This is a genomic window from Paractinoplanes ovalisporus (assembly GCF_016834655.1).
Classification (GTDB): Bacteria; Actinomycetota; Actinomycetes; order Mycobacteriales; family Micromonosporaceae; genus Actinoplanes; species Actinoplanes ovalisporus.
This window is the reverse complement of sequence record NZ_JAENHP010000006.1, coordinates 86,073-112,647: the sequence shown is the minus strand read 5'-3', so window position 1 is coordinate 112,647 and position 26,575 is coordinate 86,073. Positions and strand designations below refer to the sequence as shown.

Genomic DNA, 26,575 nt, shown 5'->3' with positions numbered 1-26,575 from the left:
TGACCTGCAGCCCCCCGGATACGCGAGCAGCCGACGCAACACCGGCCCGAGGATGCACCGTGCCCGCATTCGATCTGGACACCGAACTCTCCGCCGAACGCCACCACCTCGCCGAGTCGCGGGCCGCTCTGGCCCGCATGCGAGGCCGCGCCGAGGCCCTCTTCTCGACCGGCGACCGGGTGGCCGGCGACGCCTACACCGCCGAGCAGCTGGGCCGTCACATGGCCCGCCGCGTCAAGGAGCTGGCCGACGACCCGACCACGCCACTGTTCTTCGGCCGCCTCGACATCGACGACGCGGCCTACCACGTGGGCCGGCGCCACGTCACCGACGACGCCGGCGAGCCGATGGTGCTGGACTGGCGGGCGCCGCTGTCCCGCTCCTTCTACCGGGCCAGCGTGCGCGACCCCCAGGGCGTCGCGACCCGGCGCCGGTTCGGGTTCGTCCAGGGCGAGCTGACCAGCTTCGAGGACGAACACCTGGACCGCGGCGAGGAACTGGGCACGAAGAGCCGCATCCTGACCGCCGAGATCGAGCGGCCCCGCGTCGGGCCGATGCGCGACATCGTGGCGACCATCCAGCCTGAGCAGGACGAACTGGTGCGGGCCGACCTGGCCGACTCGATCTGTGTGCAGGGCGCGCCCGGAACCGGTAAGACCGCGGTCGGCCTGCACCGGGCGGCCTACCTGCTCTATCTGCACCGGGAACGGCTGCGGCGCTCCGGCGTGCTGATCGTCGGGCCGAACACGGCCTTCCTGTCGTACATCTCGGCCGTGCTGCCCGCCCTGGGCGAGGTCGAGGTGCAGCAGGGCACGGTGGACGATCTGGTCGCCCGGGTTCCGGTGCGGGCCGTCGACACCCCGGCCGCGACCCTGGTCAAGAACGACGTGCGGATGGCCGAGGTGCTGAGCCGGGCGCTGTGGCGCAAGCTCACCAAACCCACCGAACCGATCATGGTGTCGGACGGCTCGTACCGGTGGCGCATCGACGCCGAACCGCTGCGGCGCATCGTCGACGAGGCACGGCGCGAGGGCCTTCCGTACGCGGTGGGGCGTGACCGCGTACGGGCGCGTGTGGTTGCTCTTCTGCAGCGGCAGTCGGAATACCGCACCGGTAACTCGCCGGGTGAGGGGTGGCTGCGCAAGATGGGCAAGGTCGCCCCGGTGACGGCCTTCCTCGAGGCGGCCTGGCCCGCGGTCACTCCGGAAGCGCTGGTCGCCGAGGTGCTGACCGACCCGCCGGAGGGCGTGCTGACCGACGAGGAGCGGGCGGCGATCCGCTGGGCCAAGCCGCCCAGGACCGTGAAGTCGGCCAAGTTCAGCGTCGCCGACCTGGTGCTGATCGACGAGGCGGCCGGGCTGCTCGACCGTGAGCCCAGCTTCGGGCACGTCGTGGTCGACGAGGCGCAGGACCTCTCCCCCATGCAGGCCCGCGCGATCGCCCGGCGCAGCGAGCACGGGTCGATCACCGTGCTGGGCGACCTGGCTCAGGGCACCGCGCCGTGGGCCGCCGCCGAGTGGCCCGAGACGCTGGCCCACCTGGGCAAACCGGAGGCGGCGGTGGTGCCGCTGACCGTCGGGTTCCGCGTGCCGGCCTCGGTCGTCGCCCTGGCCAACCGCCTGCTGCCCGCGCTCGGGGTCGACGTGCCCGAGGCGGTGTCGCTGCGCCGCGACGGTGACCTGGCGATCGTGGCGGTGACCGATCCGTCCGATCTGGACGCCGAGACCCTGGCCGAGGTGACCGCGGCCCTGACCCACGAGGGCTCGGTCGCGGTGATCGCGGCCGACGCGGCGGTGGACCGGCTGCGCGGGCACCTGGCGGCGGCCGGCATCGAGGACGAGCCCCGCGTCGAGGTGGTGCCGGCCACGATGGTCAAGGGCCTCGAGTACGACCATGTGGTCGTCCACGAGCCGGCCGACATCGCCGACGCGGAGGCCAAGGGTCTCAACCGGCTCTACGTGGTGCTGACCCGCGCGGTCTCGCGGCTGTCGGTCGTACATGCGAAACCGCTTCCGGGACCGCTCGCATCCGCCTAGTCAACTTTATGGCACAAACCTCTTTGACTTTGTGCGGTAAAGTTCTTTGCATGACCCCGATCGACGACGACGCGCCCCCGCTCGACCCGGCCGAGTCCCTGGCCCTGATCGAGCGGGAGCGTCACAACCTCGGCCGCGACCTGTCGCCCGACCCGCGCATGATGTTCTGGCCGTGGGGCATCGCCTGGCTCGTCGGCTTCACGCTCTTCTTCCTGCGCTTCGGTCCCGACGGCCGGGTCTTCGTCGACCTGCCCGAGTGGATCCCGCTGACCGGCCTGGCGCTGCTGATGGTCGCGGCCGGCATCACCACCGGCATCGCCGGCAGCCGGGTCAGCAGCCGCGTCTCCGGTCCCAGCACCCGCCAGGGCATCATGTACGGCGTCAGCTGGTCCATCGCCTTCACCGCCTTCTCGATCCTCTTCGGCCAGTTCAGCGACCTGCTGCCGGAAGACAAGGCGGGCCTGCTGTGGGCCGGTGGCATGGTCGCGCTGACCGGCGCGCTGCACATGGCCGGCGGCGCCGTGTGGAACGACCGTGACCTGTTCGTCCTCGGCGCCTGGACCAGCGCCATCAACGTCGCCGGCATCCTGATCGGCCCGGGCTGGCACGCGCTGATCGTCGCCGTGGCCGGGGGCGGCGGCATGATCGCGGCCGGGATCATCGGGTGGCAGCGCCTGCGATGAGCGACAACAGCGAACCACTCGTCACCGAGCTCGACCCGGTGATCCACGCCCAGGCCCGGCTCCGCGTCGTCTCGGCCCTCTCGGTGCTGGGCGAGCACGACCGCATCACCTTCCCCCAGCTGCAGGAATCCCTGCGGATGACCGCCGGCAACCTCTCGGTCCACCTGCGCAAGCTCGAGGACGCGGGCTATGTCGAGGTCACCAAGACCCACCAGGGCCGCACCCCGGCCACCCTGGTCCGGCTCACCCGCCGCGGCCGGCTCGCCTTCGACGACTACACCGCGGCGCTCCGCGCGCTGCTGAACCCCTGAGGAGCAGTCGTGATCCTGGCCCGCACCGAAGACGTCACCCGCCGCTACGGCGACAAGCTGGCTCTCGACGGCGTGAGCTTCGAGGTCGAGGCCGGCGAGCTGGTCGGTCTGCTCGGTCCCAACGGCGCCGGCAAGAGCACCCTGGTCAACCTGCTGACCGGCATCCGGCGGCCCACGTCGGGGCGGGTCGAGCTGCTCGGCGGCGACCCCCGCCGTCCGGAGAACCGGCGACACCTCGGCGTCACTCCACAGGAGACCGGCCTGCCCGCCTCGCTGCGGGTGGGTGAGGTGGTCGACTTCGTCTCCGCCCACTACGACGATCCGCTGCCCAAGGGCGAGCTGCTCGACCGGTTCGGGCTGACCGATCTCGTCCGGCGTCAGACCGGTGGCCTGTCCGGCGGGGAGAAGCGCCGGGTCGCCGTCGCGCTGGCGTTCGTCGGCCGGCCACGCATCGTGTTCCTCGACGAGCCCACCACCGGCCTCGACGTGCAGGCCCGGCGGTTCTTGTGGGACGGCATCCGCTCGTTCTCGGCCGAGGGCGGCACGGTCGTGCTGACCAGCCATTATTTGGAAGAGATCGAGGCCCTGGCCCGGCGGGTGGTGGTGATCGGGGGTGGCCGGGTGCTCGCCGACGACACGGTCGACGCCGTACGCGGCCTGGTCGCCGTCCACCGGGTCAGCCTCACCCTGAGCGACGCGTTGCCCGAACTGGCCGGCGTGGCGAGTGTCGAGCGCGACGGCGACCGGCTGCACGTGCTGACCCCCGACGCCGACCGCCTGGTGCGCGACCTGGTCGCTCACGAGGTCCCCTTCCGGGGCCTGGAGGTGCGCCCGACCTCGCTCGAGGAGGCGTTCCTGACCATCACCGAAGACCGCACCCCGGCCGCCGCCTGAAGCCTGAGGAGATCCTGATGACTTCGCTCGCGATGACCCATGCCCGGTTCCAGTTGATCGAGACCGCCCGCATCCCGATCGCCCTGTTCGGCAGCGCGTTCTTCCCGGCCGCGGCGATGCTCGCCTTTGTCGTCCCGTTCGTCGGCAGCAACGCCGAGTACGCGACGGCCGCGACCGCCTCGATGGTCACGTTCTCGGTGATGTCGACCAACCTCTTCCAGTACGGCGTGGGGGTGTCGGAGGACCGGGCGCAGCCCTGGGATCCGTACGTGCGCACTCTGCCCGCCGGGGCCGGACCGCGCTTCGCCGGTCGTGTCATGGCCGGCCTGACCCTGATGCTGGTCTCGCTGCTGCCGGTGATCCTGATCGCCGCGTTCCTCACCGAGGCCACCGTGACGATGACCGCCTTCCTGGTCGCCCTGGCCACGACCGTGGTCATCGCCATCCCGTTCATCCTGATGGGACTCGCGATCGGCTACTCGATGCCCCAGAAGGCCGCGGTCGTGGTGGCTCAGCTGCTGTTCTTCCCGCTGGCGTTCCTGGGCGGCCTGATGACCGGCCCCGGCATGGCGCCCGGGTTCGTCGAGGACCTGGCGCCCTACCTGCCGACCGGCGGGGCGGCCCGGCTCATGTGGGCCGCGGTCAGTGACTTTCCGTACGATTTCAGCTCGATCGCCGCATTGGCGGGCTGGACGATCACCCTAGGTTGGGTGGCCGTGTGGGCCTATCGACGGGACGAGGGTCGGCGGTTCAGCTAGAACCACGACACTTAAGCCCGTCCAAAGGTGCGCGATGCGACGATGCGGCCATGACCCCATCGACTCCCGGATCACCCGCGTGGGTCGATCTGGGTACCGCCGATCCCGTTGACGCGGAACGGTTCTACACGCGCCTGTTCGGTTGGACGGCGGACGTCGCCGGCGACTACACCACCTTCCTGCTGAACGGGCGGGCGGTCGCCGGCGCCGGCCCGCTCTACGGGGTGGGCCAGCCGACCGCCTGGAGCACCTACATCGGCACCGACGACGCCGACGGGGTCGCCGCCCGGGTCGCCGCGTCCGGCGGCAAGGTGCTGGTGCCCCCGTTCGACGTGCAGGACCAGGGCCGGATGGCCGCGTTCCTCGACCCGGGCGGCGCGCCGTTCAGCGTGTGGGAGCCGGGCACGATGCGCGGGGCCGAACTGTTCGACGTGCCCGGCGCGCTGACCTGGAACGAGCTGAACACCCGCGACCTCGACGCCTCGATGGGGTTCTACCGGGCGGTCTTCGGCTGGCAGTTCCGCAACAGCTCGATGTCCGGCATCCCGTACGTGGTGGCGAAGGTGCACGAGACCCCCGTGTGCGGGATCCAGCCGATGCTCGCCGAGGAATGGCACGATGACGTGGGTCCGCATTGGACGGTCTACTTCGCGGTGCCCGACTGCGACGCCGCGACGGACCGGGCGCTCACGCTGGGCGGCTCGATCGTGCGTCCCCCGACCACTCTTCCGATCGGCCGCTACGCCGTGCTCGCCGACGCCCAGGGCGGCTGGTTCGCCGTCCTCGCCGGCAGACCTTCCTAGCCCCGTACGGGTACCACCAGCGGACCGTGCTCGCCCTCGATGATGCGTACGCGGACCCGGTAGTGCTCGGCCAGGTTCTCCTCGGTCAGCACGGCTCGGGCCGGTCCCGCCGCGGCCACGGTCCCGCCGGCCAGCAGCACCATGCGATCGGCGTACTCCCCGGCGACGGAGAGGTCGTGCATGGTGGCGAGCACGGTCAGGCCGCGCTCGGCCCGCAGCCGGTCGATCAGCTCGAGCACCTCCTGCTGGTGCCCGATGTCGAGCGCGCTGGTCGGCTCGTCGAGCAGCAGGATGCCGGCGCCCTGGGCGAGCGCGCGGGCCAGGAACACCCGCTGCCGTTCGCCGCCCGAGAGCGTCTCGAGCCGCCGCCCGGCGAACTGCGCGACGTCCAGCGACTCCAGCACCTCCTCGACGGCGGCCAGATCGGTGGCGGATTCCCGGCCGAGCGGGGGGATGTACGGCGTACGGCCGAGGAGCGCGTAGTCGAGGACGCGCATCGCGGGCGGCACCGTCGGCGTCTGGTTGACCATGGCGATCGTCTTCGCGCGCTCGCGGCGGGGCAGCGTGTCGACCGGCCGGCCGTTCAGTTCGACGGTGCCGGTGAAGGGAAGAAGGCCCCCGATCGCGCGCAACGCGGTCGACTTGCCGGCCCCGTTGGGACCGATCACCATGACCCACTCGCCCCGGGCCACGTCCAGGTCCACGCCGTCGACGATCGGGTTGCCGTCCAGGCGTACGCGCAGGTCGTTGACCCTGATCATGCGGCGCCGGCCCGGCTGCGGCGCAGCACGACGATGAAGAACGGCGCGCCGAAGAAGGCGGTGACCACGCCGATCGGGATCTCGGCCTGACCTCCGGCCGTACGGGCGAGCAGGTCGGCCAGGGCCAGGAAGGCGCCCCCGAACAGCACCGAGAGCGGCAGGATCGAGCGGTAGCTGGGCCCGGCCAGCAGTCGCATCGTGTGCGGGACGATGATGCCGACGAAACCGATCAGGCCCGAGACCGAGACCGCGGCCGCCGTGCCCAGTGAGGCGGCCACGATCAGCAGGTAGCGGCTGCGCTGCGGATGCAGCCCGAGACCGCTCGCCTCCTCGTCGCCGACGGTCAGCACGTCGAGCTCGCGGCGCTGGGCGAGCACGATCACGGCGGTCACCACCGCGTACGGGAGGACGATCAGCACGTCGTGCCAGCCGGCGGTGGCCAGCCGGCCGAGCAGCCAGGAATAGACCTCCCGCAGCGTGTCGACGTGCTGCTGCATGAGGAAGGTCTGCCCTGCGGCCAGGAACGACGAGACCGCCACCCCGGCCAGGATCAGCGTGGCGGGTGAGCGGTCGCGACCCCCGGCCGCACCGAGCAGCCAGGTCAGCGCGACCGCGAGCAGCGCGCCCGCGAAGGCCGCGACCGGCACCCCGATCGGCAGGTCGGCCGTCGCGTCACCGGTCGCCCCGGCCCGCAGCGAGATCACCGCGGTGACGCCGAGGCCCGCGCCGGCCGCGACCCCGAGCAGGTGCGGGTCGGCCAGCGGGTTGCGGAAGACGCCCTGGTAGGCGGCCCCGGCCAGGGCGAGCAGGCCACCGACGAGCAGCCCGAGCACGACCCGGGGCAGCCGCAGCTCGGTGAGGATGGCCACCTCGCGGTCGGAGAGTCCACTGTGCAGATGCACGCCGGGGACGAGGTTGAGCATTTCCACCGCGACCCCGGCCGGCGGCAGCGACACCGAGCCGAAGGCCAGCCCGGCGATCAGGGCGATCAGCACCGCGACGACACCACCGGCCAGCCAGCCGGCCCGCAGGCCGGCCGGCTTGAGCACGGCGCTCCGGTTGTCCCGGAGCAGAGCTGTCACGCGGGGACCTTGGCCACCGCGTCGGCGATGGCGCGCACGAGGTCGACCGTGCGCGGGCCCCAGCGGGAGGCGATGTCGTCGTCCAGCGCGTAGATCTGATTGCTCTTCACGGCCGTGATCGTGCTCCAGCCCTTGCGGGCGGCCACGGTCTGCGGCGACTGCTGGCAGCACTTGCTGTCGGCCAGGAAGATCGTGTCCGGATCGGACTTGACCAGCGCCTCCTGGGAGAGCTGGGGATAGCCGCCCTTGGCGCCGTCCGCGTCGGCGGCGTCGGCCACGTTCTCCATGCCGAACATCGAGAAGATCGAGCCGACGAACGTCTTCGACGTGACCGAGTAGAACGTCGGGTCGAGCTCGTAGTAGTAGCTCAGCGGCGTGCTCCGCTTCGGCACGTCCTTGACGATCTTGTCGATGTCGGCCTTCATCTTCTCGTTGAGCGCGTCGGCCTCGGCCTTGTGCCCGGTCAGCGTGCCCAGCTCACCGATCTCCTCGTACGTGCCGTCGAGGTCGGTCGAGGCCGCCACCAGGAAGGTCGGGATCTTCAGAGCGTCCAGCTGCGACACGATCTTGTCGATGTCGTTGGAGAGGATGACCAGGTCGGGATCCTTGGCCGCGATCGCCTCGGCGTTCGGCTTCAATCCGGACAGGTCGGTCTTCGGCGCGTCGGCCGGATAGTTCGACTGGTCGTCGACGGCGGTCAGCTGCGGGCCGGCCCCGATGGCGAACAGCATCTCGGTGGCGGTCGCGCTCAACGAGACGATCTTCTCGGGCTGCTTGTCCAGCGTGAGGTCGCCGACGGTCACCGGGTACGACGCACTGGCCGCGCTGGAGGGCGAGGTGCCCGACGGTGTGTCGGTGTCGTCGTTGCCGCCGCAGGCGCCGGCGACGAGCAGGGTGGTGGCCGCGAGGGCAGCCGTGAGCACGCGTTTCATGAGGTCCTCCGGTCGGCCGGGTGCTGTGCCGACGGATGTCGGCCGGGTGCTTCGCCGACGAGGCCTCGGGGGCGGTCCGTCCGCGAGGCGCCCCTCCCCGGGAGCGCTGGTTCGCGACCGGCGTCCAGGCGACCTGGCTCGCCCGTCCCGGCACGGAACGGGCACACAGTTGCGGGACAGCGCCGGACTCGCACCGGCTTCGCTGAACGCGGTCCCTCCGACGCTATCCCACGCGGAGCTTGATCAACCGCATGTCACTTGGCGCGGTCGCCCTCGGAGGCCGCTTCCTCGTCGCCGGCCAGGGCGGCGCGCAGCCGGTCCTTCTCGGCCTTGCGGCGGGTGACGGCGCCGGCCAGCTGCTCGTTCATCTCGTTGCGCCACTTGGCGAGCAGGAAATAGGACGCGACGGCCGACACCACGATCGCGATCATGCCGGCGACCAGGAGGTTGAGCGGCGCGAAGGAAAGGGCCCCGAGGACGATCACGAACAGGCCGATCCGGCCCAGCGTGTATTTGATGGCGGGACTCATTTTCCCTCTCCCTAGCCGTTGCGGTCGTTGAGCCAGCGCAGGCCGTAGAACCAGATCAGGCAGTAGACGACGGTGAAGCCGGCCGCACCGGCCAGCCCGCTGACCAAGGTCGGGAACTCGAACTGGCTCGCGGCGAAACCGGCCACCGTCATGCCGGCGGCCACGGCGAAACCGGCCGACAGCAGGGCGACCACCACGCGCGAGGCGCCGAAGCCCTCGGCCCGGAACTCCTCGACGAACAGCCAGACCGGCAGGATGATCGCGAGCCAGCCGCTGGTGTCGCCGAACTCGGAGACGTGGGTCAGCGACAGGATCGCCTCGAGGATCAGCAGCAGGACGGCGCCCGTCACCAGCCCGGCCATGGCGGTGCCGACGAGGTCACCGATCGTGGCCAGGCGTCCACTGGGGTCGCGGCGCGGGCGGCGCTCGCTCTGCGTGTCCGTCATGACGGGTTCAGCGTACGCGTTGGGCTCAGGCCCAGACCTTCTGCGGCTCGCTGCGCCGCTCGGCCAGGGACGGCGCCCGGTCGTACTCACGCACGACCTCATACCGCGTGTTGCGCTCGACCGGCTGGAAACCCGCGTCCCAGATGAGTTCGAGCAGGTCGTCGCGGTGCATCGTGTTCGGGGTGCCGTACGAGTCGGCGTCGTGGGTGATCTTGTATTCGACCACCGAGCCGTCGAGGTCGTCGGCGCCGAAGTTCAGCGTGAGCTGCGCGACCGAGAGGCCGTGCATGACCCAGAAGCACTTCACGTGCGGCACGTTGTCGAACATCAGGCGCGACACGGCGAACGTCTTGAGCGACTCGGCCGGCGCGGCCATCGTGGTGCGCTCCTGGAGCCGGTTGCGCACCTTGCCGTCCTGCGAGTCGTGGAAGTCGTGCTGGTAGCGCAGCGGGATGAAGACGGCGAAGCCACCGGTCTCGTCCTGCAGCTCGCGCAGCCGCATCACGTGGTCGACGCGGTGCCGGGGCTCCTCGATGTGGCCGTAGAGCATGGTGGCCGGCGTCTTCATGCCCTTCTCGTGGGCCAGCCGGTGGATGCGCGACCAGTCTTCCCAGTGGGTGTTGTGGTCGACGATGTGCTGCCGGACCTCCCAGTCGAAGATCTCGGCGCCGCCCCCGGTCAGCGACTCGAGCCCGGCGTCCATCAGCTCGTCGAGGATCTCACTGGCCGGCCGGCCGCTGATCTTCTCGAACCACTGAACCTCGGTGGCGGTGAAGCACTTGAGCTTCACATCGGGCAGAGCGGCCTTCAGCTCACGCAGCACCTTGGGGTAATAACGCCACGGCAGCGAGGGGTGCAGGCCGTTGACGATGTGCAACTCGGTGAGCTGCTCGTCCTCCATCTCCTTGGCCTTGGCCACGGCCTCCTCGATGCGCATCGTGTACGCGTCCTTCTCGCCCGGCTTGCGCTGGAACGAGCAGTACGCACAACTGGCACTGCACACGTTGGTCAGGTTGAGGTGCCGGTTGACGTTGAACATCACGCGGTCGCCGTTGAGCTCGGTGCGCTTGTGGTGGGCCAGCCGGCCGAGCCACGCCAGGTCGTCGCTGGCGTAGAGCGCCTCACCGTCGGAACGGCTCAACCGCTCACCCGCGTAGACCTTGGCCTCGAGCTCGCGCTTCAGTCCGGCATCCATGTGGTGTGCGCCCCTCTTTCGGTTCCTCGCCGTCGAGCGTACGTCCTGCCGTTAGTGATCTTGATCGGGCCGTTCGGGCGGCGGTGCAGGTCACGCGGTTGGTCACCGGATTCCCAGCCTTCTTTCACCTTCGATCAATCGACAGGCATGCAAGGCGTGAGGTAAGTCTTTAGGGGGAACGGCATGCGGTGGCGACACCGCGGCGGACGGGGAGCACATGGCGACAGCACGAGTTGGAGTCCGGCGATCACGCAGCGCGCCCCTGTTGTGGCGTCCTGTGCTGCTTTCGACCGTGGCTGCCACTATTGCTGCCCTTTTCCAGCCCGTCCCGGCCTTCGCCGACCCGGCCGCCGCCCCGCAAGACACGTTCAGCGTCGCCGTGCCCGACGTCGGCTCCCGCCCGATGGCCCTCGGCACCCTGGCCATGCCCGGTCAGAAGGCCGCGACCCCGGCCGCCTCGCTGGCCGGCGCCGCTTCGAGCCCGGTCCTCCAGCAGATCGAAAAGGGTCGCAACGAGGTCGCCACCCTGGGCGACCAGCTGATCCAGCTCGAACAAGACCGCGATCTCGCCCGTGACCAGCAGACCGCGGCCCAGCTGAAATACAAGCAGGCGTCCGAGACCTTGCAGACGGCGCAGACCTCCGCCGCCGACGCCGCCGCCCAGTCGGTGATCGACGCCGCCGCGATGCCGCCGGGTGGCCTCGGCGGGCTCTCCGACCTCGGCGACCTGGCCCGCCTCCAGCGCGGCGACGGCACCCAGCAGGCCATCGCCCGTCAGATCGAGCTGGCCCAGATCACCGCTCAGCTCGCCCTCGACGACCAGACGGTGAGCAGCGCGCGCTATTCCGATCTCGCGGCGAAATACACCAAGCTCAACACCCAGCTGACCCAGAAGCAGGCCGCCCAGCAGCGCCTCGAGCTCGCGCACGCCGACGAGATCGCCGCCGCCGAGGCCAGCCAGGCCGGGGTCGACAGCGCGCTCGGCGCGGGCTTCCTGGCCGGGGCCGAGGCTGGTCGCGGCGCCGACGCCCGGGCCATGCAGGCGTTGCGGTTCGCGCTGGCTCAGCGCGGCGACCCATACGTCTGGTCCGAAGAGGGCCCGGACGAATACGACTGCTCCGGCCTGATGTACGCGGCATACCGCTCGGTCGGTTTCCAGCTGACCCGCGTCTCCCGCGACCAGTACTGGCAGACCCGCAACAAGGTCGTCTCGCGTTACTCGCTGCTCCCCGGCGACCTGCTGTTCTTCAGCTACACGAACAGCTGGCGGGGCATCCACCACGTCGCGATGTACGCGGGTGACGGCATGATGGTCGAGGCCCCGCGCACGGGTCTCAACGTGCGGCTGACGCCCGTCCGCTGGTCGCGCCTGTTCCAGGCCACGCGGGTGTTCGGCTCGATCGAAGGCATCGTCCAGGGTCCCGAGCTGGGCAGCCCCGACCCCGACCCGGTGACGCCCGGCAACCCGACCACGCCGGGCCGGCCGCCGACGACGCCACCGCCGGGAACCACCCCGCCGGGCACGACGCCTCCGGGAACCACCCCGCCCGGCACGACCCCGCCCGGCACCACGCCTCCGGTCACCACCCCGCCGGTGACGACGCCGCCGGTCACGACGCCTCCGGTCACCACGCCGCCGGCGACGACGCCGCCCGCCACCACGCCGCCCGCAACGACACCCCCGGCCACGACCCCGCCCGCCACCACGCCACCGGCCACCAATCCGCCGCCGGCCACGACGCCCCCGGCGACGGGTGGCGGCGAGAGCCCCTCGGGCGGCGGGTCGAACTCCGGTGGCTCGAGTTCCGGCGGTTCCAGCTCGGGTGGGTCCAGCTCGGGCGGTTCCAGCTCCGGCGGTTCCAGCTCTGGTGGATCCAGCGCGTCCAACTCGGTGTCCACGCCGACCGGCACGACCAGCTCGGCCAACGCGGCCGAGTCGGCGAGCAGCAAGGCGTCCTCTTCCGGCTCCTGACGGCCGTTCCGGGCCTCGCGTCCGCTTCGGTCTTGCCGGTTGGCACGCTCGGCCACGAGGCGATCAAATATCGCCTTTCCGGTGGTCCGGGCCGGGCCGGGGGCATGGTCCGGTTGATGCCGGGTGTGCTGACGAGCACGGATATGGCACGGTTATTGCAGCGCCCGACGACCGAATCCCGTCGGCACGCGGCGGTCGGGAGGATCCATGGACGAGCGGCAGGCGGCACCGGACAGCGACGGCATGAAGCCGCCCGCTGCGCGGACGCCGGCGGGCGACCAGGACGGATACGCTCCGCCACCGCCGCCCGCGCCCGGAGCCCTGTGGGCGGCCAAGCCCACCGGTGACGGAAGTTCAGCGAAGGCGTCGGCCGCTGTCTCGGGCACTCCAGCCTCGGGCACGCCGACGTCCGGCGGCCCGCTCCCCGACGCTGACACCTCCGACGCGCCCACTTCGGACGCGCCCAGGTCCGGCGGCCCGATCTCCGACGCCCCCGCTTCCGGTGCGCCCGCTTCCGGTGCGCCCGCTTCCGGTGCGCCCGCTTCCGGTGCGCCCGCTTCGGGTGTGCCTGGTGAGGGCGGCAGCAAGGCCGTCGGGTCGGCGCGACCGGTCAGCCCCGCCTCCGAGCTCGTGCCCGAGCGGGTCGACGGCGCCAGCCGCCGCCTGCCCACCTCGCTCAGCTCCGGTGCCGCCCGCGCCACCGTGCCCGGTTCGATCAGCCCCGAGTCGGCCGGCGCTTCCCGGGCCGCGGGGTGGGGCACCGGTGAGGCCAAGCTCTATGGCAGCAAGTCCTCCGATGAGGCCGCCGGCGCCAAGGTCGTCAAGCCGACCGTCGTCGCGTCGGCCCCGGTCTCGGCCGCCCCCTCGGCGCCCGTCGTCCCGGCCTCGACCCCCGCCGCCGGTTCCGCCGCCGTTCCCACCTCGGCGCCGCCCGCCACGGGATCCAGCTCGAACCGACCCGCCTCGGCCCCCGTCTCCGGCTCCGCCGCCGTTCCCACCTCGGCGCCGCCCGCCGCGGGATCCGGCTCGAACCGACCCACCTCGGCCCCCGTCTCCGGCTCCGCCGCCGTTCCCACCTCGGCGCCGCCCGCCGCGGGATCCGCTTCGGCCCGGCCGAGCGGCGCCCCGGTCTCGGGATCCGCGTCCGGCTCGGCTCGACCGACCTCAGCTCCCGTCTCGGGCTCTGCGGCCGTTCCCACCTCGGCGCCGCCCGCTTCGGGTGAGCCGGGGCAGGAGAGCCGTTCCGTCGTGGCGCGGGCCAAGGTCACGCCGCCGCCGACCGGCTCCCGGCCACCGGTCGCGACCACGCCCGAACCCGCTCCCGGCGACCCCGAGCCCAAGGACCCGCAGCCCAAAGACCCGCAGCCCGGAGATCCGCAGCCGACCGAGCCGACGCCGGGTGACCCTGAGCCCGGCGAGCCCGACCCGTCGAAGCCGGAGCCCTCGAAGCCCGAGCCGCCGGCCCCGGTGCCGGCCCCGCCGTCGCGTCCGGAGCCCACCGAGCCGGAACCGGAGCGCCCCGACCCGGGACGACCCGATCCGATCCGGCCGCCCGACCCGTTCCCGGCCCCGCCGTCGCCCGGCCCGTTCCCGGCGCCCACCCCGGGACCGTTCCCGAGCCCGACCCCCGGGCCGGCACCCACGCCGCCGAGCCCGACGCCCGGCCCGGTGCCGAGCCCGATGCCGCCCGGACCGGTTCCGCCCGGTCCCGGTCCGTCGCCGGTTCCGCCCGGCCCTGGCCCCTCGCCCGTGCCGCCCGGCCCGGGACCGTCGCCGGTTCCGCCCAGCCCTGGCCCCTCGCCCGTGCCGCCCGGCCCGGGACCGTCGCCGGTTCCGCCGGGACCGTCGCCCAGCCCGGTTCCGGGTCCGCCCGGACCGAGCCCGGTGCCCGGTCCGCCGCAGCCGATCGTCCCGCCGCCGCCGATGATCCCGTCGAGGGGAAGCGGCCTGCCGTCGTACACCGTGCCGCCCGCCACCGGAGGGCGCTCGCCGGCCGCCACCACCCCGTACGGGGTCGTCGGGCCGGATCCGAAGCAGGCTCCTTTCGGTGCGAATCCGACTCAGCCGTTCGGTTCGCCGGCCCGTTCGGCCCGGCCGAACGAGGAGCCCCCGACCGCGCCGGCACCCCCGGTCAGCGGCGCGCCCGCCAAGCAGTCCGGCCCGTCGGCCACCCACGCCGGCGGCGCCCCCACCACCCAGCTCGGCGGAGCACCGGCCACTCAGGTCGGTGGCGCGCCGGCCTACCCGCCGGGCTTCGACCCCGAGCCGACGATGGCCGTTCCGCAGCAGCGGATGCAGCCGGGGACGCAACCGGGGATGCCGCCGGGCACGCTCTACGGAACCGGCGGATACGAGACGATCGACGCGACGATGCCCGTTTCGACCAACGCCGTGGAGAATTCCGGGTCGCTTACCGGACACATCCTGGCCCAGGGTTGGCGCGACGAGGTGATCGACCGGCGGCGCAGCAACCTCAAGGTCGCGGTCGCCATGCTGGTCGTGTTGGGCCTGCTCGTGACGGTGAGCGTGGTGTTCCTGCTGACCGCCGGAAGCTCGTTCAGCGACTGGATGAGCGGCGTCTTCTCATGATTGCCGGCGGCCGGTGACGCCGGTCGCCGGATTTGGCGCATCACCGGACGCGACCTAAGCTGGTCGGGTTTGCGCCTCAGGGGTCTCGTGCCGTGCGTCACGCGTGCGGTGAGCCTGCCCACTAGCGGCGCGGAATGCGGTCGGCGTGCGAAACGTTGAGCCGTACACTTATGACAGTTATTGAAGCGGCGTGCCCTTGCGGCGCACGCCACGGGCGTTCTTGCGGGCATTTCAGCGGTCGGCTATCACCACAGCCGCGGCGGGGTCATTCGCGAGCATGCGCCCCCGTAGAGAGGTTCTCTTGACCACTTTCGCTGATCCCAGCACGTTCCCGTCCGTCTTCGAACCCCGTTCCACCGAAGACCAGACCCCCGAGACTCCGGTTGCCGAAGAGACCTCGGTCACGGTCGAGGCCGACGCCACCGAGGCTGTCGCGACCGACGCCGACTCGACCGAAGCCGTCGAGGCCGTCGAGGCTCCGGAAGCCACCGCCGTTGAGGCCGTCGAGGCTCCGGAAGCCACCACCGCCGTCGAGGCCGTCGAAGCTCCGGAAGCCACCACCGAGGAGCCCGTCGCGGAACCGGTCGTCGTTCCGAGCTTCGCCGAGCTGGGCCTGCCGGCCGAGCTCGTGCGCGTCCTCACGCGTGAGGGCATCACCACGCCGTTCGAGATCCAGGCCGCGACCATGCCCGACGCGCTGGCCGGCCGTGACGTTCTCGGCCGCGGCCAGACCGGCTCCGGCAAGACCCTGGCGTTCGGCCTGCCGCTGCTGGCCCGCATCGCCCAGGGCGGCCGCGCCCGCCCGCACCACCCCAAGGCCCTGATCCTGGTGCCGACGCGCGAGCTGGCCATGCAGGTCGCCGACGCGCTGATGCCGCTGGGTCGTTCGGTCGGCGTGTTCCTGAAGACCGCGGTCGGCGGCGTTCCGTACGACCGTCAGATGGACGCGCTGCGCCGCGGCGTCGAGGTCATGGTCGCCACCCCGGGCCGGCTCGGCGACCTGATCGAGCGGGGCGCCTGCAAGCTCGACGACATCGAGATCACCGTTCTCGACGAGGCCGACCAGATGGCCGACATGGGCTTCCTGCCCGAGGTCACCGAGCTGCTCGCCAAGACGCCCGAGGGCACGCAGCGGCTGCTCTTCTCGGCCACTCTCGACGGTGACGTCGACGCGCTGGTCAAGCGGTTCATGCACGACCCGGTCACGCACTCGACCGCGCCGGCCGAGGCCAGCGTGTCCACCATGGACCACCACCTGCTGCTGATCCCGCCGCACGACAAGTTCCCGATCGCGGCGGCGATCGCCAACCGGGCCGGCAAGACGATCGTCTTCGCCCGCACCCAGATGGGCGTCGACCGGCTGGTCGAGCAGCTCCGGCAGGTCGGCGTCCGGGCCGGTGGGCTGCACGGCGGCAAGACCCAGCGGGTCCGCACGCGCACGCTCGCCGAGTTCAAGGAGGGTCGCACCAGCGTCCTCGTGGCGACGGACGTGGCCGCCCGCGGCATCCACGTCGACGGCATCTCGCTGGTCATGCACGTCGACCCGCCCAAGGACCCGAAGGACTACCTGCACCGGGCCGGTCGCACCGCCCGGGCCGGCGAGTCGGGCGCGGTCGTGACGCTGGTTCTGCCCAAGCAGCGCCGCAGCACCCAGGCCATGATGTCCAAGGCCGGGGTCGCGCCGGCCGAGGTGCGGGTGCGCAACGGCGACGAGAAGCTGATCGAGATCACCGGTGCCCGCGAGCCGAGCGGCGTTCCCGTGGTCGACGAGCCGGAGCCCCGCCGCGAGCGTGGCGACCGTCCGCGGGGCCGCTTCGGCGACCGCCCGCGCGGCTCGTACGGCGACCGTCCCCGTGGTGACCGTCCGCAACGCTCGTACGGTGACCGTCCGCAGCGGTCCTTCGACGACCGCCCGTCCGGTGACCGTCCGCAGCGGTCCTACGGCGACCGCCCGGAGCGCGGCGGCTACGGCGACCGTGACCGTCCGCAGCGTTCGTACGGCGACCGTCCCGAGCGCGGCGGCTACAGCGAGCGCACGGGTTCGGGCGACCGGGGTGGCTACGCCGGCGGCGACCGGGGCGGTTACGCCGGTGGCGACCGCACTGGTTCCGACCGTGGCGGCTACGCCGGTGGTGGCGACCGTTCCCGCGGCGACCGCGGCTATGGCCGCAACGGCGAGCGGACCGGCGGATTCCGCCGCGACAACAACCAGCGCAACGACCGCCGCGAGGGCCCGTCGGGCCGTTACGGCACCGCCCGCCCCGCGCGCAGCTACTGACCGAAGAGGGTCCACGCAGGCCGCGCCAGCCGCCTGCTGACGAACCACCACGAACGCCCGGCATCCACAGGTGCCGGGCGTTCGCCTTTCCGCCCGCCGGAACGAGGGGCCGGCCGTCACGCGCCGACGCAGGTGTCGGCGTTCGCCTTTCCCACCCTCCGGAACGAGGACGGGCCGTCAGGGAAGTTGGCCGCGGCGTGAGCGGGTGGCTTTTCACGAGGCAGCGGCCCGGGTAGACAGGGAGGATGCTGACCTCCGCCCTGTTCTGGCAACGCAAGGACACTGCCGGGTCCGAGCACGTCCTGGTCGACGCGTCGGACGGGCTCTACGCCCGCGGGACGGCCCTGGCCGTCGATCCGGTCCCCTACACGTGCCGGTACGAACTGCGTACGGATCCGGCCTGGGTCACGGGGTTCTTCGACGTCGTCGCCGAGGGGGCGGGCTGGAAGCGGAGCATCCGGCTCGAACTGGCCGCCGGGCGCTGGCGGGCCACCACCGCCGAGCAGGGTGACCTCGACGCCGTGCTGTCGGCGGCCGGGCACGCGGGCGCGGGCCTGCCGGGAACCGAGGACCCCGATCTGCTGTACGGCGCGTTCGACGTCGACCTGAGCGGCTCCCCGCTCACCAACACGCTCCCGATCCGCCGTCTCGGGCTGCACCACCCGGCCGCCGGCGACACCGGTGTCGCGCACCGGGTCAGTGTGGCCTGGGTGCTGCTGCCGAGCCTCGAGATCGTGCAGGCCGACCAGATCTACACCGCGCTCGGCGAGGGCCGGGTCCGATTCGCCACCGAGACGTTCAGCGCCGACCTGGCCATCGACGACGACGGCTTCGTAATCGACTATCCGGGCCTGGCCGTCCGGGCGGGTGATCCACGCCCCAAGAGGGCGGATTGAGCGGCGCAGGCGGCCTCTGACCGGCCTTCCCGGGGCATCGGCCTCGATGGACGGTCCCGGCGATCACGCCCGAACCCGCTTGCCCGGCGACGGCGGCCGGACGACGACATCAACGCGACGGCCGGCCGAGCGCCACCTCACGCCGTACGGGAAATGGCTTTTTCAGGCGAGACCGGGCTGGGGCCGGTTCTCCCATTTGGTCGAAAGCGCGATCGCCGTACGGGTGGAGGCGACACCGGGTGTGCGGTTGATGCGCACGATCAGCTGCTCGAGCTCGGCGATCGTGCCGACCCGGACGGTCAGCTGGTACGACTCCACGCCGGCCATGAAATAGCAGCTTTCGACCTCGGGCATGGCCCGCACGGCGGTCAGCACGTCGTCGGTGTCGGCGCCCGAGTCCTCGATGATGCCGATCAGCGCGGTCACCCCGAGGCCCAGCGCCTCGTGGTCGACTTCGGCCCGATAACCCCGGATGGTGCCGGCTGCCTCGAGTTTGCCGACCCGCTCGTGCACGGCCGGAGCGGACAGCCCGACCTTGCGCGCGAGCTCGGCATACGACGAGCGGGCGTTCTCCCGTAGCAGCTCGATCAGGCGGAGGTCGATGGAGTCCATGGTGATGACCCTAAACGGGTGGCAGATCGTCACTCACGCCCGGTAGCGGCGAAAACGGCGGCAGGATAACGATCACTGTCGCAATTAGGGCTTTTTCCGCATTCCAGGGACTCGGTTCCGGGGCAATGCTCTAATGGCTTTACGTCCCGATCGAGCACGCCGACACTCACCGTGATCACGGCCGCTCCAAATGACCGACGCGAGGAGGGGGCTGTGGACACTGGAGATCGTCTGCTGACACCAGGCGAGGTGGCCGCGCTGTTCCGCGTCGACCCGAAGACGGTCACGCGCTGGGCCGCCGCCGGACGTATCGGCAGCATTCGCACGCCAGGTGGCCACCGCCGATTCCGCGAATCCGAGGTCCGCGCATTGCTGGAAGGCGATGGCGTGGTCGAGGAGATGCGCGAGGACGACGCCGCCAACCGGCCCCGGAATGCTGGTCCCACCAACCCGGGCATGGGTTACGGCCCGCCCAACGGGTTGCGCTGAGCGTTCAGCTCGCCCTTCCACCGGGTCAGGAGCGTGTGAGGCACGCCTAGTGCGTCCAGCGCCTTGCCCGCCACGAAGTCGACCAGCTGTTGTGCGGTCGCCTGGGCGCCCGAACCGTAGAAGCCCGGGCTGGCCGGCAGCACGACCGCCCCGGCGTCGTGCAGGGCGATCAGGTGCTCGAGGTGACTGCGTGTCACCGGTGTCTCGCGGGGAACGATGACTGTGCGTCGACGTTCCTTGAGATTCACCTCGGCCGCTCGCTGCAGCAGGTCTTTGGACAGGCCGATGGCGATGCCCGCGCACGCCGCCGTGCTGGCCGGCACCACGATCATGCCCCGGGCCGGGTAGGAGCCACTGCTCGGACCCGCGGCCAGGTCACCCGCCGGCCAGTACGACAGGTCGCCCAGGTCACGGCCCAGCCATGCGCCGACGTCGTCCTTCCAGTGCGCATCGCGTACGGTGGCGCCGGTCTCGTCGAGAATGGTGAGCCGGGCCGCCTTGGAGATCACCAGGTCGACGGCCTCGCCGGCGTCCAGCAGCCCCGTGAGCACGGCCCGGGCATAGGGCGTGCCCGAGGCACCCGAGACACCCACGACCCACGGTTCACGCATGTCCCAAGTGTGCCTCCTAGTCGCGCGGCAGTTGGGCAGAAGTGGGGAAGGCCTCCACCGACGGTTTCCACGAATCCGGCCTCGCCATCGGGCCCGTCGGTTTGCTCGACGCGGCGACCTGCCGCAGATGGTCCAGGGGCACGGCGTCGCCGGCGCGGACGGTCAGATAGAGCCCGGTCGTACTGTCCGGGTCGCCGGCGGTGGAGATCGGGACGATCTGGGCGACACACTGTCTCGTCCATGACGCGTTCGTCTCGGCGTTGAAGTCCGGAAACCGCTTCGGTCCGCACTCGGGGACCGGACCCTGGTCGCTGCGGCCCCCGCCGAGAAGGTCCATGACCATCCCACCCGGCGGGACGGCGATCGGACCGAAATTCTGGTTCTTCGTGTCGAGGTTGGCCAGAAAACCCGCGGTCTCGCCGTCAAGGGCGGTGCTCTCGAAGGTGGCCGCCGCTGCCTCGGGCACGAACACCACCGACCCGGGGCCCCGCATCGAATACTCCACCGCCGCGAGTCGCAGGCCCGGCGGTGTCCAGCTGACGGTGTATCGCTGGCGGATCGGCTGTGGTGTGGCCTGCAGAACGAACCGCGACGCGACCGCACGCATCTCGGCGTCGTCGAGACCCAGATAGCGGTCGTACGCCGTGACCACGGCGGTCGCGTTGTCGGCGTACTGCCAGACCAGCACCCGGACCGGTTTCCAGATCCCGTTGTCCCGGGCGGGACGGGCCGCGGCGAAGTAGGCCGGGCGCCCGCCGATCGGGTCGGTCGGGGTGACTTTCTCGGCCCAGGCGCGCGTCGGCTCGAATCCGGCGCGATAGACGTTGAGAATGCCGACCGCGCGCAGCGGACGCCCAGGTGGCCGGTCCCGCCCGATGTAGGTGGTCTGGTTGTTCACCCCGACCCACTCCGGATCGCCCACCGTGAGATCGCCGACCTGGTAGGTCTTGAACAGCCGGTCGAGGGCCCGCGTCGGCGTGGGCACCGGGTTCACCGGGTGGGACGGGGGCCGGGTGAGGATCTGCGGCACCCCGATCGCGATGGCCACCGCCACCACGGCCGCGATCGCCCACCCGGCATTCCGCCGCCGACGACGCCGACGTCCGGCACGGATGAAGTCATCGACCGTGAACCGTGGCGGAGGCGCGTCTTCCAGCAGGTCAGACAGCTTCATGACGGGCCTCCGTCCGTTCGTCGAGGCTGATGTCGACACCGAGGATCCGCCGCAGCGTCTCCAGACCACGGGACGTGTACGCCTTGACGGTCCCCTCCGGGCAGCGCAGCGCGGCCGCGGTCTGCGGAACGCTCAGCCCTTCCAGGAACCGCAGCACCAGAACCGCGCGGTGCTTCACCGGCACCTGAAGGAGGGCCTCACGCAGGTGCATCCGGTCGTCGGCGTGCGGGATGACGTCGGGGGCCGCCATGTCGGGCATGGCGTGACTGTGCGACTGCTCGCGACGCCACCAGGGTCGGCGCGTCTCGTCGATCGCCGCGCGGACCACCGCCGTACGGGCATAGGAATCGTGGTTCTCCACCCGTCCCCACTTCACGTAGAGGCGGGCGAGGGCCGAGAGAACCGCGTCCTCGGCCACCTGCCAATCGCCGCACGTGAGGTAGGCGAGCCCGCGCAGCGAATCCATCTGCGCCCCGACGAACTCGCGGAACTCGGCCTCGTTGTCGCTCACGCGGGTTAGACGGAGGTCACTGGAGAAACGGTTACAGGCATCTACGGCACCCGCAGCTGGACGGACTCCGGCACGGCCTCGTTGACCGGGATCCAGCCGGCCGGATCGTCCAGGTCGGCCATGGTGATCGACTCCAGCACCCGGCGGTCGTCCTCCAGGCCGTGCCCGCCACCCACCAGGAGCCGATATCGGCCACCGGCCACCGAGCGGAAGCAGGTGTCCGACTTGCACGTGACCCGGTCCGGGTCAGGATCAGCACCCGTGGGCACGCGCATCAGCCTGATGGACAGGCTCCGATGGCTGGTGCCGGTGTACCGGTTGTCGTAGTCGCGGTCCGGCGTCGCCATCCGCGCGGCCGCCCGATCCACATGCTCGAAAGTCAGATTCTGGAGCGGGCCGGACACGGCCACCAGCCGGTAGTCGGGGGGCACATGACCGACCCGCAACGGGACCTTCACCGGCTTCTCCGGGCTCAGCCGGAAGCCATCGGCCACCTTCTGCATGTCCAGGTCAGACGTCTCGGGCTGGGCTCGCATCAGTCGGGCGAAAAGTCCCTCGGCGTACTCCCAGAAGAGGGAGCGATCCCGGTCGCTCGCACCGGCCGGCTGGAGAAAGAAGGCTCGGCGGCCGTTGATCGGAGCAACGGCGATGATTTTCGCGCCCGGATAGCGGGCCACCGGGTCGGTGCCGGGTTCATACACCAGTAGCTTCATCCAGTCATTTTTCCGGCTGCTGGCGGCCAACGAGACCGAGGCCAGGTTCCATGACGTGGACACCATCTCGGGATCGGTGACGCGGAAGCCGACGGTCTCGTAGCCCTGGAAACGCGTGACGAACGGCAGCAGCGCGCCCTTGACCGGTGTCGTGATCACCACCGGGGTCGGCGGCGGCGTGACCGGATGAGACGGCCCGCGCCGGGCGATCTGCGGCACCCCGATCGCGGCGGTCACCGCCACCACGGCCGCGATCGCCCAGCCGGCGTGGCGGCGTCGCTGCCGGCGACGACCGACCTGCAGCACCGACTCGGCGTCGTGCCGCAGCGGCGGCGCGCCCTGCGCGGCCTCCTCGAGCAGCTCACCCATTTCGGAACGCACGACGCCCCTCCCTCCGCTCGTCCAGGATCTGCCGAAGCGCCTCCAGACCCCTCGACGTGTACGCCTTCACGGTGCCCTCGGGCCAGCGCAGCGCGGCCGCCGTCTCCTGCACGCTCATCTCTTCGAGGAAGCGCAGCACCAGGACGGCGCGCAGTTTGGCCGGCAACCGGCTCAGGGCCTGCTGGATGCGCAGCCGCTCGTCGACCGCGTGGTGCCCACCGTCGACCGGCATCTCGGGCAGCGCGTCCCCGTGCGACTGTTCGCGCCGCCACCACGGCCGTCGGGTCTCGTCGATGGCGGCCCGCACCGCGATCGTGCGGGCGTACGCCTCCCGGTTGTCGACCCGGTTCCACCGCCCGTAGAGCTTGCTGAGGGCGGTGACGGCGGCGTCTTCGGCGACCTGCCAGTCGCCGCACGTCAGGAACGCGAGCGCGCGCAGGGAGTCGAGACGGGCCGTCACGAACTCCCGGAACTCGGCGTCCTTGTCACTCACGAGAGTTAGACGGACGCCGACACGTGGCGGGTTACAAAAGAATCAGGTCGAGCAGCGCGAAGAGGAACAGCGCGATGCCGACGAAGCCGTTGGCCGTGAAGAAGGCCCGGTTGACCTTCGACAGGTCGTTCGGCGTGACGACGATGTGCTGGTAGGCGAAGGCGACCGCGGTCAGGGCGAGGCCGATCCACCAGAGCCAGCCCAGGCCGACCATCTGGCCGAACCACACGAACAGCGCGAACGTCAGCACGTGGGTGACGGTGGAGATGTGCAGCGCGGTGCGCACGCCGAACCGGGCCGGGGTCGAGTGAACGCCGATCTTGCGGTCGATCTCGACATCCTGGCAGGCGTAGATGATGTCGAACCCGCCGATCCACAGGCCGACCGCGACGCCGAGCAGCCAGGCCGGGCCCGAGCCGTCGAACGTGCCGGTCATCGCGAGCCAGGCGCCGACCGGGGCCACGGCCTGGGCCAGGGCCAGCACGTAATGCGGGAAGTTCGTGAACCGCTTGGCGTACGGGTAGATCACCAGCGGGATCACGGCGAGCGGCGAGAGCAGCAGGCAGAGCGGATTGAGCAGGCCGGCCGCGACGAAGAGCACCACCAGCGAGACCGCGGCCCCGGTCCACGCCGTGCGCAGGCTGACCGCGCCCGTGACGAGCTCGCGGTTCTGCGTGCGGGGGTTGAGGGCGTCGATCTTGCGGTCGAGGATGCGGTTGGCCGCCATGGCGAAGGTGCGGCCCGAGACCATCGCGACCGTGACCAGCAGCAGGTCGACCCAGTGGATGCCGGTGTCGAGGCGGTCGAGCGCGACCAGCGCGGACAGATAGGCGAACGGCAGCGCGAACACCGAGTGCTCGATGGCGACCAGGCGCAGGAACGCCTTGACCTTGCCGGGTTTCTCGGGCACCGCCGCGATCGCCGTCATATGCCGTACTCCTTCCAGCGCTTGTCCACCAGGCTGATCACCTCGGGCGACATCGTCATCTCTTCGGGCCAGCTTCGTGAGTAGCCCTCCGACGGCAGCTTACGGGTGGCGTCGATGCCCGCCTTGCCGCCCCAGAACTGCTGGTAGGACGCGTGGTCGAGGTGGTCGACCGGGCCCTCGGTGAGCAGCAGGTCGCGGGCGTAGTCGACGTTGCCGAGCGCGCGGAAGGCGACCTCGTTGTAGTCGTGGACGTCGCAGTCCTCGTCGACGATCACGATCAGCTTGGTGAACGCCATCGAGTGGGCGCCCCAGATCGCGTTCATGACCTTCTGGGCGTGCTTCGGGTAGCGCTTCTTGATCGAGACGATCGCGCAGTTGTGGAAGACGCCGGCCGACGGGAGGTCGTAGTCGACGATGTCGGGGATCATCATCTTGAGCAGCGGCCGGAAGATGCGCTCGGTCGCCTTGCCGAGGCCGTGGTCTTCCTGCGGCGGCTTCGACGTGATGATCGAGTGGTAGATCGGCTTCCTACGCATCGTCATGCACTCGATGTGCAGCACCGGGAACGGCTCGACCGGCGTGTAGAAGCCGGTGTGGTCGCCGAACGGGCCCTCGGGCAGCCGCTCGCCGGGTTCGAGATAGCCCTCGAGGATGATCTGGGCCTCGGCCGGCACCTGCAGCGGGACGGTCAGGCAGTCGACCATCTCGACCCGCTCACCGCGCAGGAAGCCCGCGAACAGGTATTCGTCGATGTCGGAGGGCAGCGGCGCCGACGCCGAATAGCTCACCACGGGGTCGCAGCCGATCGCGATGGCCACCGGCAGGCGCTGGCCCAGCCGCTCGGCCACGGCGTGGTGGGCCGTGGAGTCCTTGTGGATCTGCCAGTGCATGCCGAGCGTGTTCTTCGAGTGTTGCTGAAGGCGGTAGAGCCCCAGGTTGCGCTTGCCGGTCTCGGGGTGCTTGGTGTGGGTGAGCCCGAAGTTGTGGAAGATGCCGCCGTCGCCGGGCCAGACCTGAAGGCCGGGAAGCAGGCCGAGGTCGACCTCGTCGCCCTTGAGCACCACCTCTTGGCAGGGCGCGGTCTTCACCTTGCGGGGCGGCAGCGACTTCAGCTGGAGCACCTTGCCGATGCCCTCGCGGATGCCCGACCAGCCGACCGGAAGCTCGGGCTTGATCATCCCCCCGATGCGGTCGCCCACCTCGTCAAGATTTTCGACCCCGAGGGCCATGGCCATCCGTTTCTCGGTGCCGAAGAGATTGATCGCCAGGGGCATCGAGCCGCGGGTGGGTCGCTCGAACAACAGAGCCGGGCCACCCTCGCGGACCGTACGCGTCACCACCTCGCTGATCTCCAGCGACGGGTCGATCGGGACGGTCACCCGGCGCAGCTCGCCGGCCGCCTCGAGGGCGTCGAGAAAGCTCTGCAGATCTTCAAAGGGAAACCCACGAGGCGCCATGACAACCAGTCTCGCGCACCGGTCCGACAGTTCCGCGCGCGGGCGATCACCGTCACTCACCATGTCCGATTCGCGTTGAGTGGGCAATTGTCCCCTCCGGCGCAGACGAGGTGCAGGTGAAGATCCGGAACGCGGTGCTGTGGTGCGCGATGGCGGCCCTGACCACGGCGCTGATTCCCGCTCCGCCGGCCGTTTCCGCAGGCAAGAGGACCCACGCGGGAGAGGCTGCGATCCGGTCCCTGCCGGCCTGCCCGCCCGCCGCCAAGTCGAAGCGGGCGCCGACCCGGCCGGCCGGCGAACGGACCCCGGGGGCCTGTCGTGCGGCAGGTCACATCCTGGAGTCGGGGGTGCGGATCGCGCGGCGCGGCCAGACCGGGTTCACCCCGAGCGGCTACCACCACCTGGGCGCCAACACCGGAGGCGAGTGGGCCGGCGTCTCCGGGCGGATGTCGGTCGTCGACACCACGATCCGTCCCCGCACGTACGACTTCGTGGCGAGCCGCTTCATGGTCAAGCGCAACATGGGCCGCGGCACCATCAACTGGCTCGAGGCGGGATGGGCCGAGACGGGATGGGCCGACCCGGGCCGCCAGAAGGTCTACACGTTCAACACCAACACCAAGACCTGGCAGTTCTACGACCAGTACACGCTGAAGCAAGGCGACAAGGTGTGGCTCGACCTGCACGCCGACTCCGACGGGGTGTGGAGCGCCTGGCTGTGGTGGGGCGACCGGTGGAACCTGCTGACCGCCCAGAAGCTGCCGCTGGGCAGCACCGCGACCATCGAGCAGTACGTCGAGGTGCACGTGGACGCGGGGCGGCCGGGCCGGGTCGACGTGCCGCCGGTGACCGTCGACAACGTGCGGCTGCGGCCCGCGGACGGCGGGTCGCCCCGGTTCTGGCGCGACGACGTGCCCACGCTGACCGGCACCGACCCGGCCAAGCGCGAGCTCAGCGGCGGCTTCTGCCTCGACTGGCTGACCCGCTACGACACGTGGACGGCGGGCGACTGCGGCCGCCGTTGAGGGCGGCCGCGGGGT

At 71.2% G+C, this 26,575-nt stretch carries 26 protein-coding genes and 1 riboswitch; of the genes, 12 read left to right on the top strand and 14 right to left on the bottom strand.

Annotated elements, in window-relative coordinates; genetic code table 11:
* Positions 1-59: 59 nt before the first annotated feature.
* From JIG36_RS20570 to JIG36_RS20545, 6 genes are read left to right on the top strand one after another with little or no spacing between them, the layout of a single operon-like run.
* Entirely contained in the window at positions 60-2,036 is a 1,977-nt protein-coding gene (locus JIG36_RS20570) for a HelD family protein (protein WP_203377975.1), read from the top strand.
* Between the two features lie 50 nt (positions 2,037-2,086).
* Positions 2,087-2,719, top strand: a complete 633-nt coding sequence (locus JIG36_RS20565; RefSeq protein ID WP_203377974.1) for a transporter — start codon at positions 2,087-2,089, stop codon at positions 2,717-2,719.
* The gene (locus JIG36_RS20560; protein WP_203377973.1) at positions 2,716-3,030 is read left to right on the top strand and encodes a winged helix-turn-helix domain-containing protein; all 315 of its coding nucleotides are present in this window, start codon (positions 2,716-2,718) and stop codon (positions 3,028-3,030) included. Before JIG36_RS20565 ends, JIG36_RS20560 begins: the two co-directional genes overlap by 4 nt.
* 9 nt (positions 3,031-3,039) lie before the next feature.
* Entirely contained in the window at positions 3,040-3,924 is an 885-nt protein-coding gene (locus tag JIG36_RS20555) for an ABC transporter ATP-binding protein (protein ID WP_203377972.1), read from the top strand.
* A 17-nt stretch (positions 3,925-3,941) separates the two neighbouring features.
* Complete coding sequence (locus tag JIG36_RS20550; protein WP_203377971.1) at positions 3,942-4,682, top strand: ABC transporter permease; 741 nt, start codon at positions 3,942-3,944, stop codon at positions 4,680-4,682.
* A gap of 50 nt (positions 4,683-4,732) precedes the next feature.
* On the top strand, positions 4,733-5,485 hold the full coding sequence (locus JIG36_RS20545) for a VOC family protein (RefSeq protein WP_203377970.1): 753 nt from the start codon (positions 4,733-4,735) through the stop codon (positions 5,483-5,485).
* Here JIG36_RS20545 and JIG36_RS20540 read toward each other — a convergent pair.
* The 6 genes from JIG36_RS20540 to mqnE form a co-directional block, all read right to left on the bottom strand.
* Positions 5,482-6,246 (bottom strand): ABC transporter ATP-binding protein, encoded by a 765-nt coding sequence (locus JIG36_RS20540; protein WP_203377969.1) that lies wholly within the window; start codon positions 6,244-6,246, stop codon positions 5,482-5,484. The two genes, JIG36_RS20545 and JIG36_RS20540, sit on opposite strands and share 4 nt — an antisense overlap.
* Positions 6,243-7,328: a FecCD family ABC transporter permease gene (locus JIG36_RS20535; protein ID WP_203377968.1), complete on the bottom strand. Its 1,086-nt coding sequence runs from the start codon at positions 7,326-7,328 to the stop codon at positions 6,243-6,245. The genes JIG36_RS20540 and JIG36_RS20535 overlap by 4 nt, the downstream gene beginning before the upstream one ends.
* A complete protein-coding gene (locus tag JIG36_RS20530; protein WP_203377967.1) occupies positions 7,325-8,260 on the bottom strand; it encodes an ABC transporter substrate-binding protein in 936 nt (311 codons plus the stop codon). The genes JIG36_RS20535 and JIG36_RS20530 overlap by 4 nt, the downstream gene beginning before the upstream one ends.
* A 132-nt stretch (positions 8,261-8,392) precedes the next feature.
* A riboswitch (cobalamin riboswitch) is annotated at positions 8,393-8,458 on the bottom strand.
* 56 nt (positions 8,459-8,514) lie between these two features.
* Positions 8,515-8,790 carry a DUF4229 domain-containing protein gene (locus tag JIG36_RS20525; protein WP_203377966.1) on the bottom strand — a complete coding sequence of 92 codons (276 nt, stop codon included), beginning with the start codon at positions 8,788-8,790 and terminating at the stop codon, positions 8,515-8,517.
* An 11-nt stretch (positions 8,791-8,801) separates the two neighbouring features.
* Positions 8,802-9,236, bottom strand: coding sequence for a hypothetical protein (locus JIG36_RS20520; protein ID WP_203377965.1), 435 nt, complete (start codon positions 9,234-9,236; stop codon positions 8,802-8,804).
* 25 nt (positions 9,237-9,261) lie between these two features.
* Positions 9,262-10,431, bottom strand: coding sequence for an aminofutalosine synthase MqnE (mqnE, locus tag JIG36_RS20515; RefSeq protein ID WP_203377964.1), 1,170 nt, complete (start codon positions 10,429-10,431; stop codon positions 9,262-9,264).
* A gap of 292 nt (positions 10,432-10,723) precedes the next feature.
* Here mqnE and JIG36_RS20510 point away from each other — a divergent pair, with 292 nt between their 5' ends.
* The 4 genes from JIG36_RS20510 (at position 10,724) to JIG36_RS20495 (ending at position 18,166) form a co-directional block, all read left to right on the top strand.
* Complete coding sequence (locus JIG36_RS20510; protein WP_307872817.1) at positions 10,724-12,403, top strand: C40 family peptidase; 1,680 nt, start codon at positions 10,724-10,726, stop codon at positions 12,401-12,403.
* Between the two features lie 207 nt (positions 12,404-12,610).
* Positions 12,611-14,992 (top strand): hypothetical protein, encoded by a 2,382-nt coding sequence (locus tag JIG36_RS20505; RefSeq protein WP_203377962.1) that lies wholly within the window; start codon positions 12,611-12,613, stop codon positions 14,990-14,992.
* A gap of 301 nt (positions 14,993-15,293) precedes the next feature.
* Positions 15,294-17,270, top strand: a complete 1,977-nt coding sequence (locus JIG36_RS20500; protein ID WP_236047829.1) for a DEAD/DEAH box helicase — start codon at positions 15,294-15,296, stop codon at positions 17,268-17,270.
* A 245-nt stretch (positions 17,271-17,515) separates the two neighbouring features.
* On the top strand, positions 17,516-18,166 hold the full coding sequence (locus JIG36_RS20495; protein WP_203377961.1) for a putative glycolipid-binding domain-containing protein: 651 nt from the start codon (positions 17,516-17,518) through the stop codon (positions 18,164-18,166).
* A 162-nt stretch (positions 18,167-18,328) separates the two neighbouring features.
* Here JIG36_RS20495 and JIG36_RS20490 read toward each other — a convergent pair whose 3' ends face one another.
* On the bottom strand, positions 18,329-18,778 hold the full coding sequence (locus JIG36_RS20490; protein WP_203377960.1) for an Lrp/AsnC family transcriptional regulator: 450 nt from the start codon (positions 18,776-18,778) through the stop codon (positions 18,329-18,331).
* 213 nt (positions 18,779-18,991) lie between these two features.
* Here JIG36_RS20490 and JIG36_RS20485 point away from each other — a divergent pair, with 213 nt between their 5' ends.
* Positions 18,992-19,267: a BldC family transcriptional regulator gene (locus JIG36_RS20485; protein ID WP_030442123.1), complete on the top strand. Its 276-nt coding sequence runs from the start codon at positions 18,992-18,994 to the stop codon at positions 19,265-19,267.
* On the opposite strand, the gene JIG36_RS20480 is transcribed toward JIG36_RS20485, so the two are convergent.
* The 7 genes from JIG36_RS20480 to JIG36_RS20450 are packed head-to-tail and all read right to left on the bottom strand — an operon-like array spanning position 19,240 to position 25,535.
* Positions 19,240-19,878 (bottom strand): UbiX family flavin prenyltransferase, encoded by a 639-nt coding sequence (locus tag JIG36_RS20480; RefSeq protein WP_203377959.1) that lies wholly within the window; start codon positions 19,876-19,878, stop codon positions 19,240-19,242. The genes JIG36_RS20485 and JIG36_RS20480 overlap by 28 nt on opposite strands.
* A gap of 16 nt (positions 19,879-19,894) precedes the next feature.
* Entirely contained in the window at positions 19,895-21,052 is a 1,158-nt protein-coding gene (locus JIG36_RS20475; protein WP_203377958.1) for a hypothetical protein, read from the bottom strand.
* The gene (locus tag JIG36_RS20470; RefSeq protein ID WP_203377957.1) at positions 21,039-21,563 is read right to left on the bottom strand and encodes a SigE family RNA polymerase sigma factor; all 525 of its coding nucleotides are present in this window, start codon (positions 21,561-21,563) and stop codon (positions 21,039-21,041) included. Before JIG36_RS20470 ends, JIG36_RS20475 begins: the two co-directional genes overlap by 14 nt.
* A 41-nt stretch (positions 21,564-21,604) precedes the next feature.
* A complete protein-coding gene (locus JIG36_RS20465) occupies positions 21,605-22,657 on the bottom strand; it encodes a hypothetical protein (protein WP_203377956.1) in 1,053 nt (350 codons plus the stop codon).
* A complete protein-coding gene (locus JIG36_RS20460) occupies positions 22,638-23,150 on the bottom strand; it encodes a SigE family RNA polymerase sigma factor (RefSeq protein WP_203377955.1) in 513 nt (170 codons plus the stop codon). Before JIG36_RS20460 ends, JIG36_RS20465 begins: the two co-directional genes overlap by 20 nt.
* A gap of 31 nt (positions 23,151-23,181) precedes the next feature.
* Positions 23,182-24,078, bottom strand: coding sequence for a menaquinone biosynthesis prenyltransferase MqnP (gene mqnP / locus JIG36_RS20455; RefSeq protein WP_203377954.1), 897 nt, complete (start codon positions 24,076-24,078; stop codon positions 23,182-23,184).
* Complete coding sequence (locus tag JIG36_RS20450; RefSeq protein ID WP_203377953.1) at positions 24,075-25,535, bottom strand: menaquinone biosynthesis decarboxylase; 1,461 nt, start codon at positions 25,533-25,535, stop codon at positions 24,075-24,077. The genes mqnP and JIG36_RS20450 overlap by 4 nt, the downstream gene beginning before the upstream one ends.
* 116 nt (positions 25,536-25,651) lie before the next feature.
* Here JIG36_RS20450 and JIG36_RS20445 point away from each other — a divergent pair, with 116 nt between their 5' ends.
* Positions 25,652-26,560 carry a hypothetical protein gene (locus JIG36_RS20445; protein WP_307872816.1) on the top strand — a complete coding sequence of 303 codons (909 nt, stop codon included), beginning with the start codon at positions 25,652-25,654 and terminating at the stop codon, positions 26,558-26,560.
* The last annotated feature ends 15 nt before the right edge of the window (positions 26,561-26,575 follow it).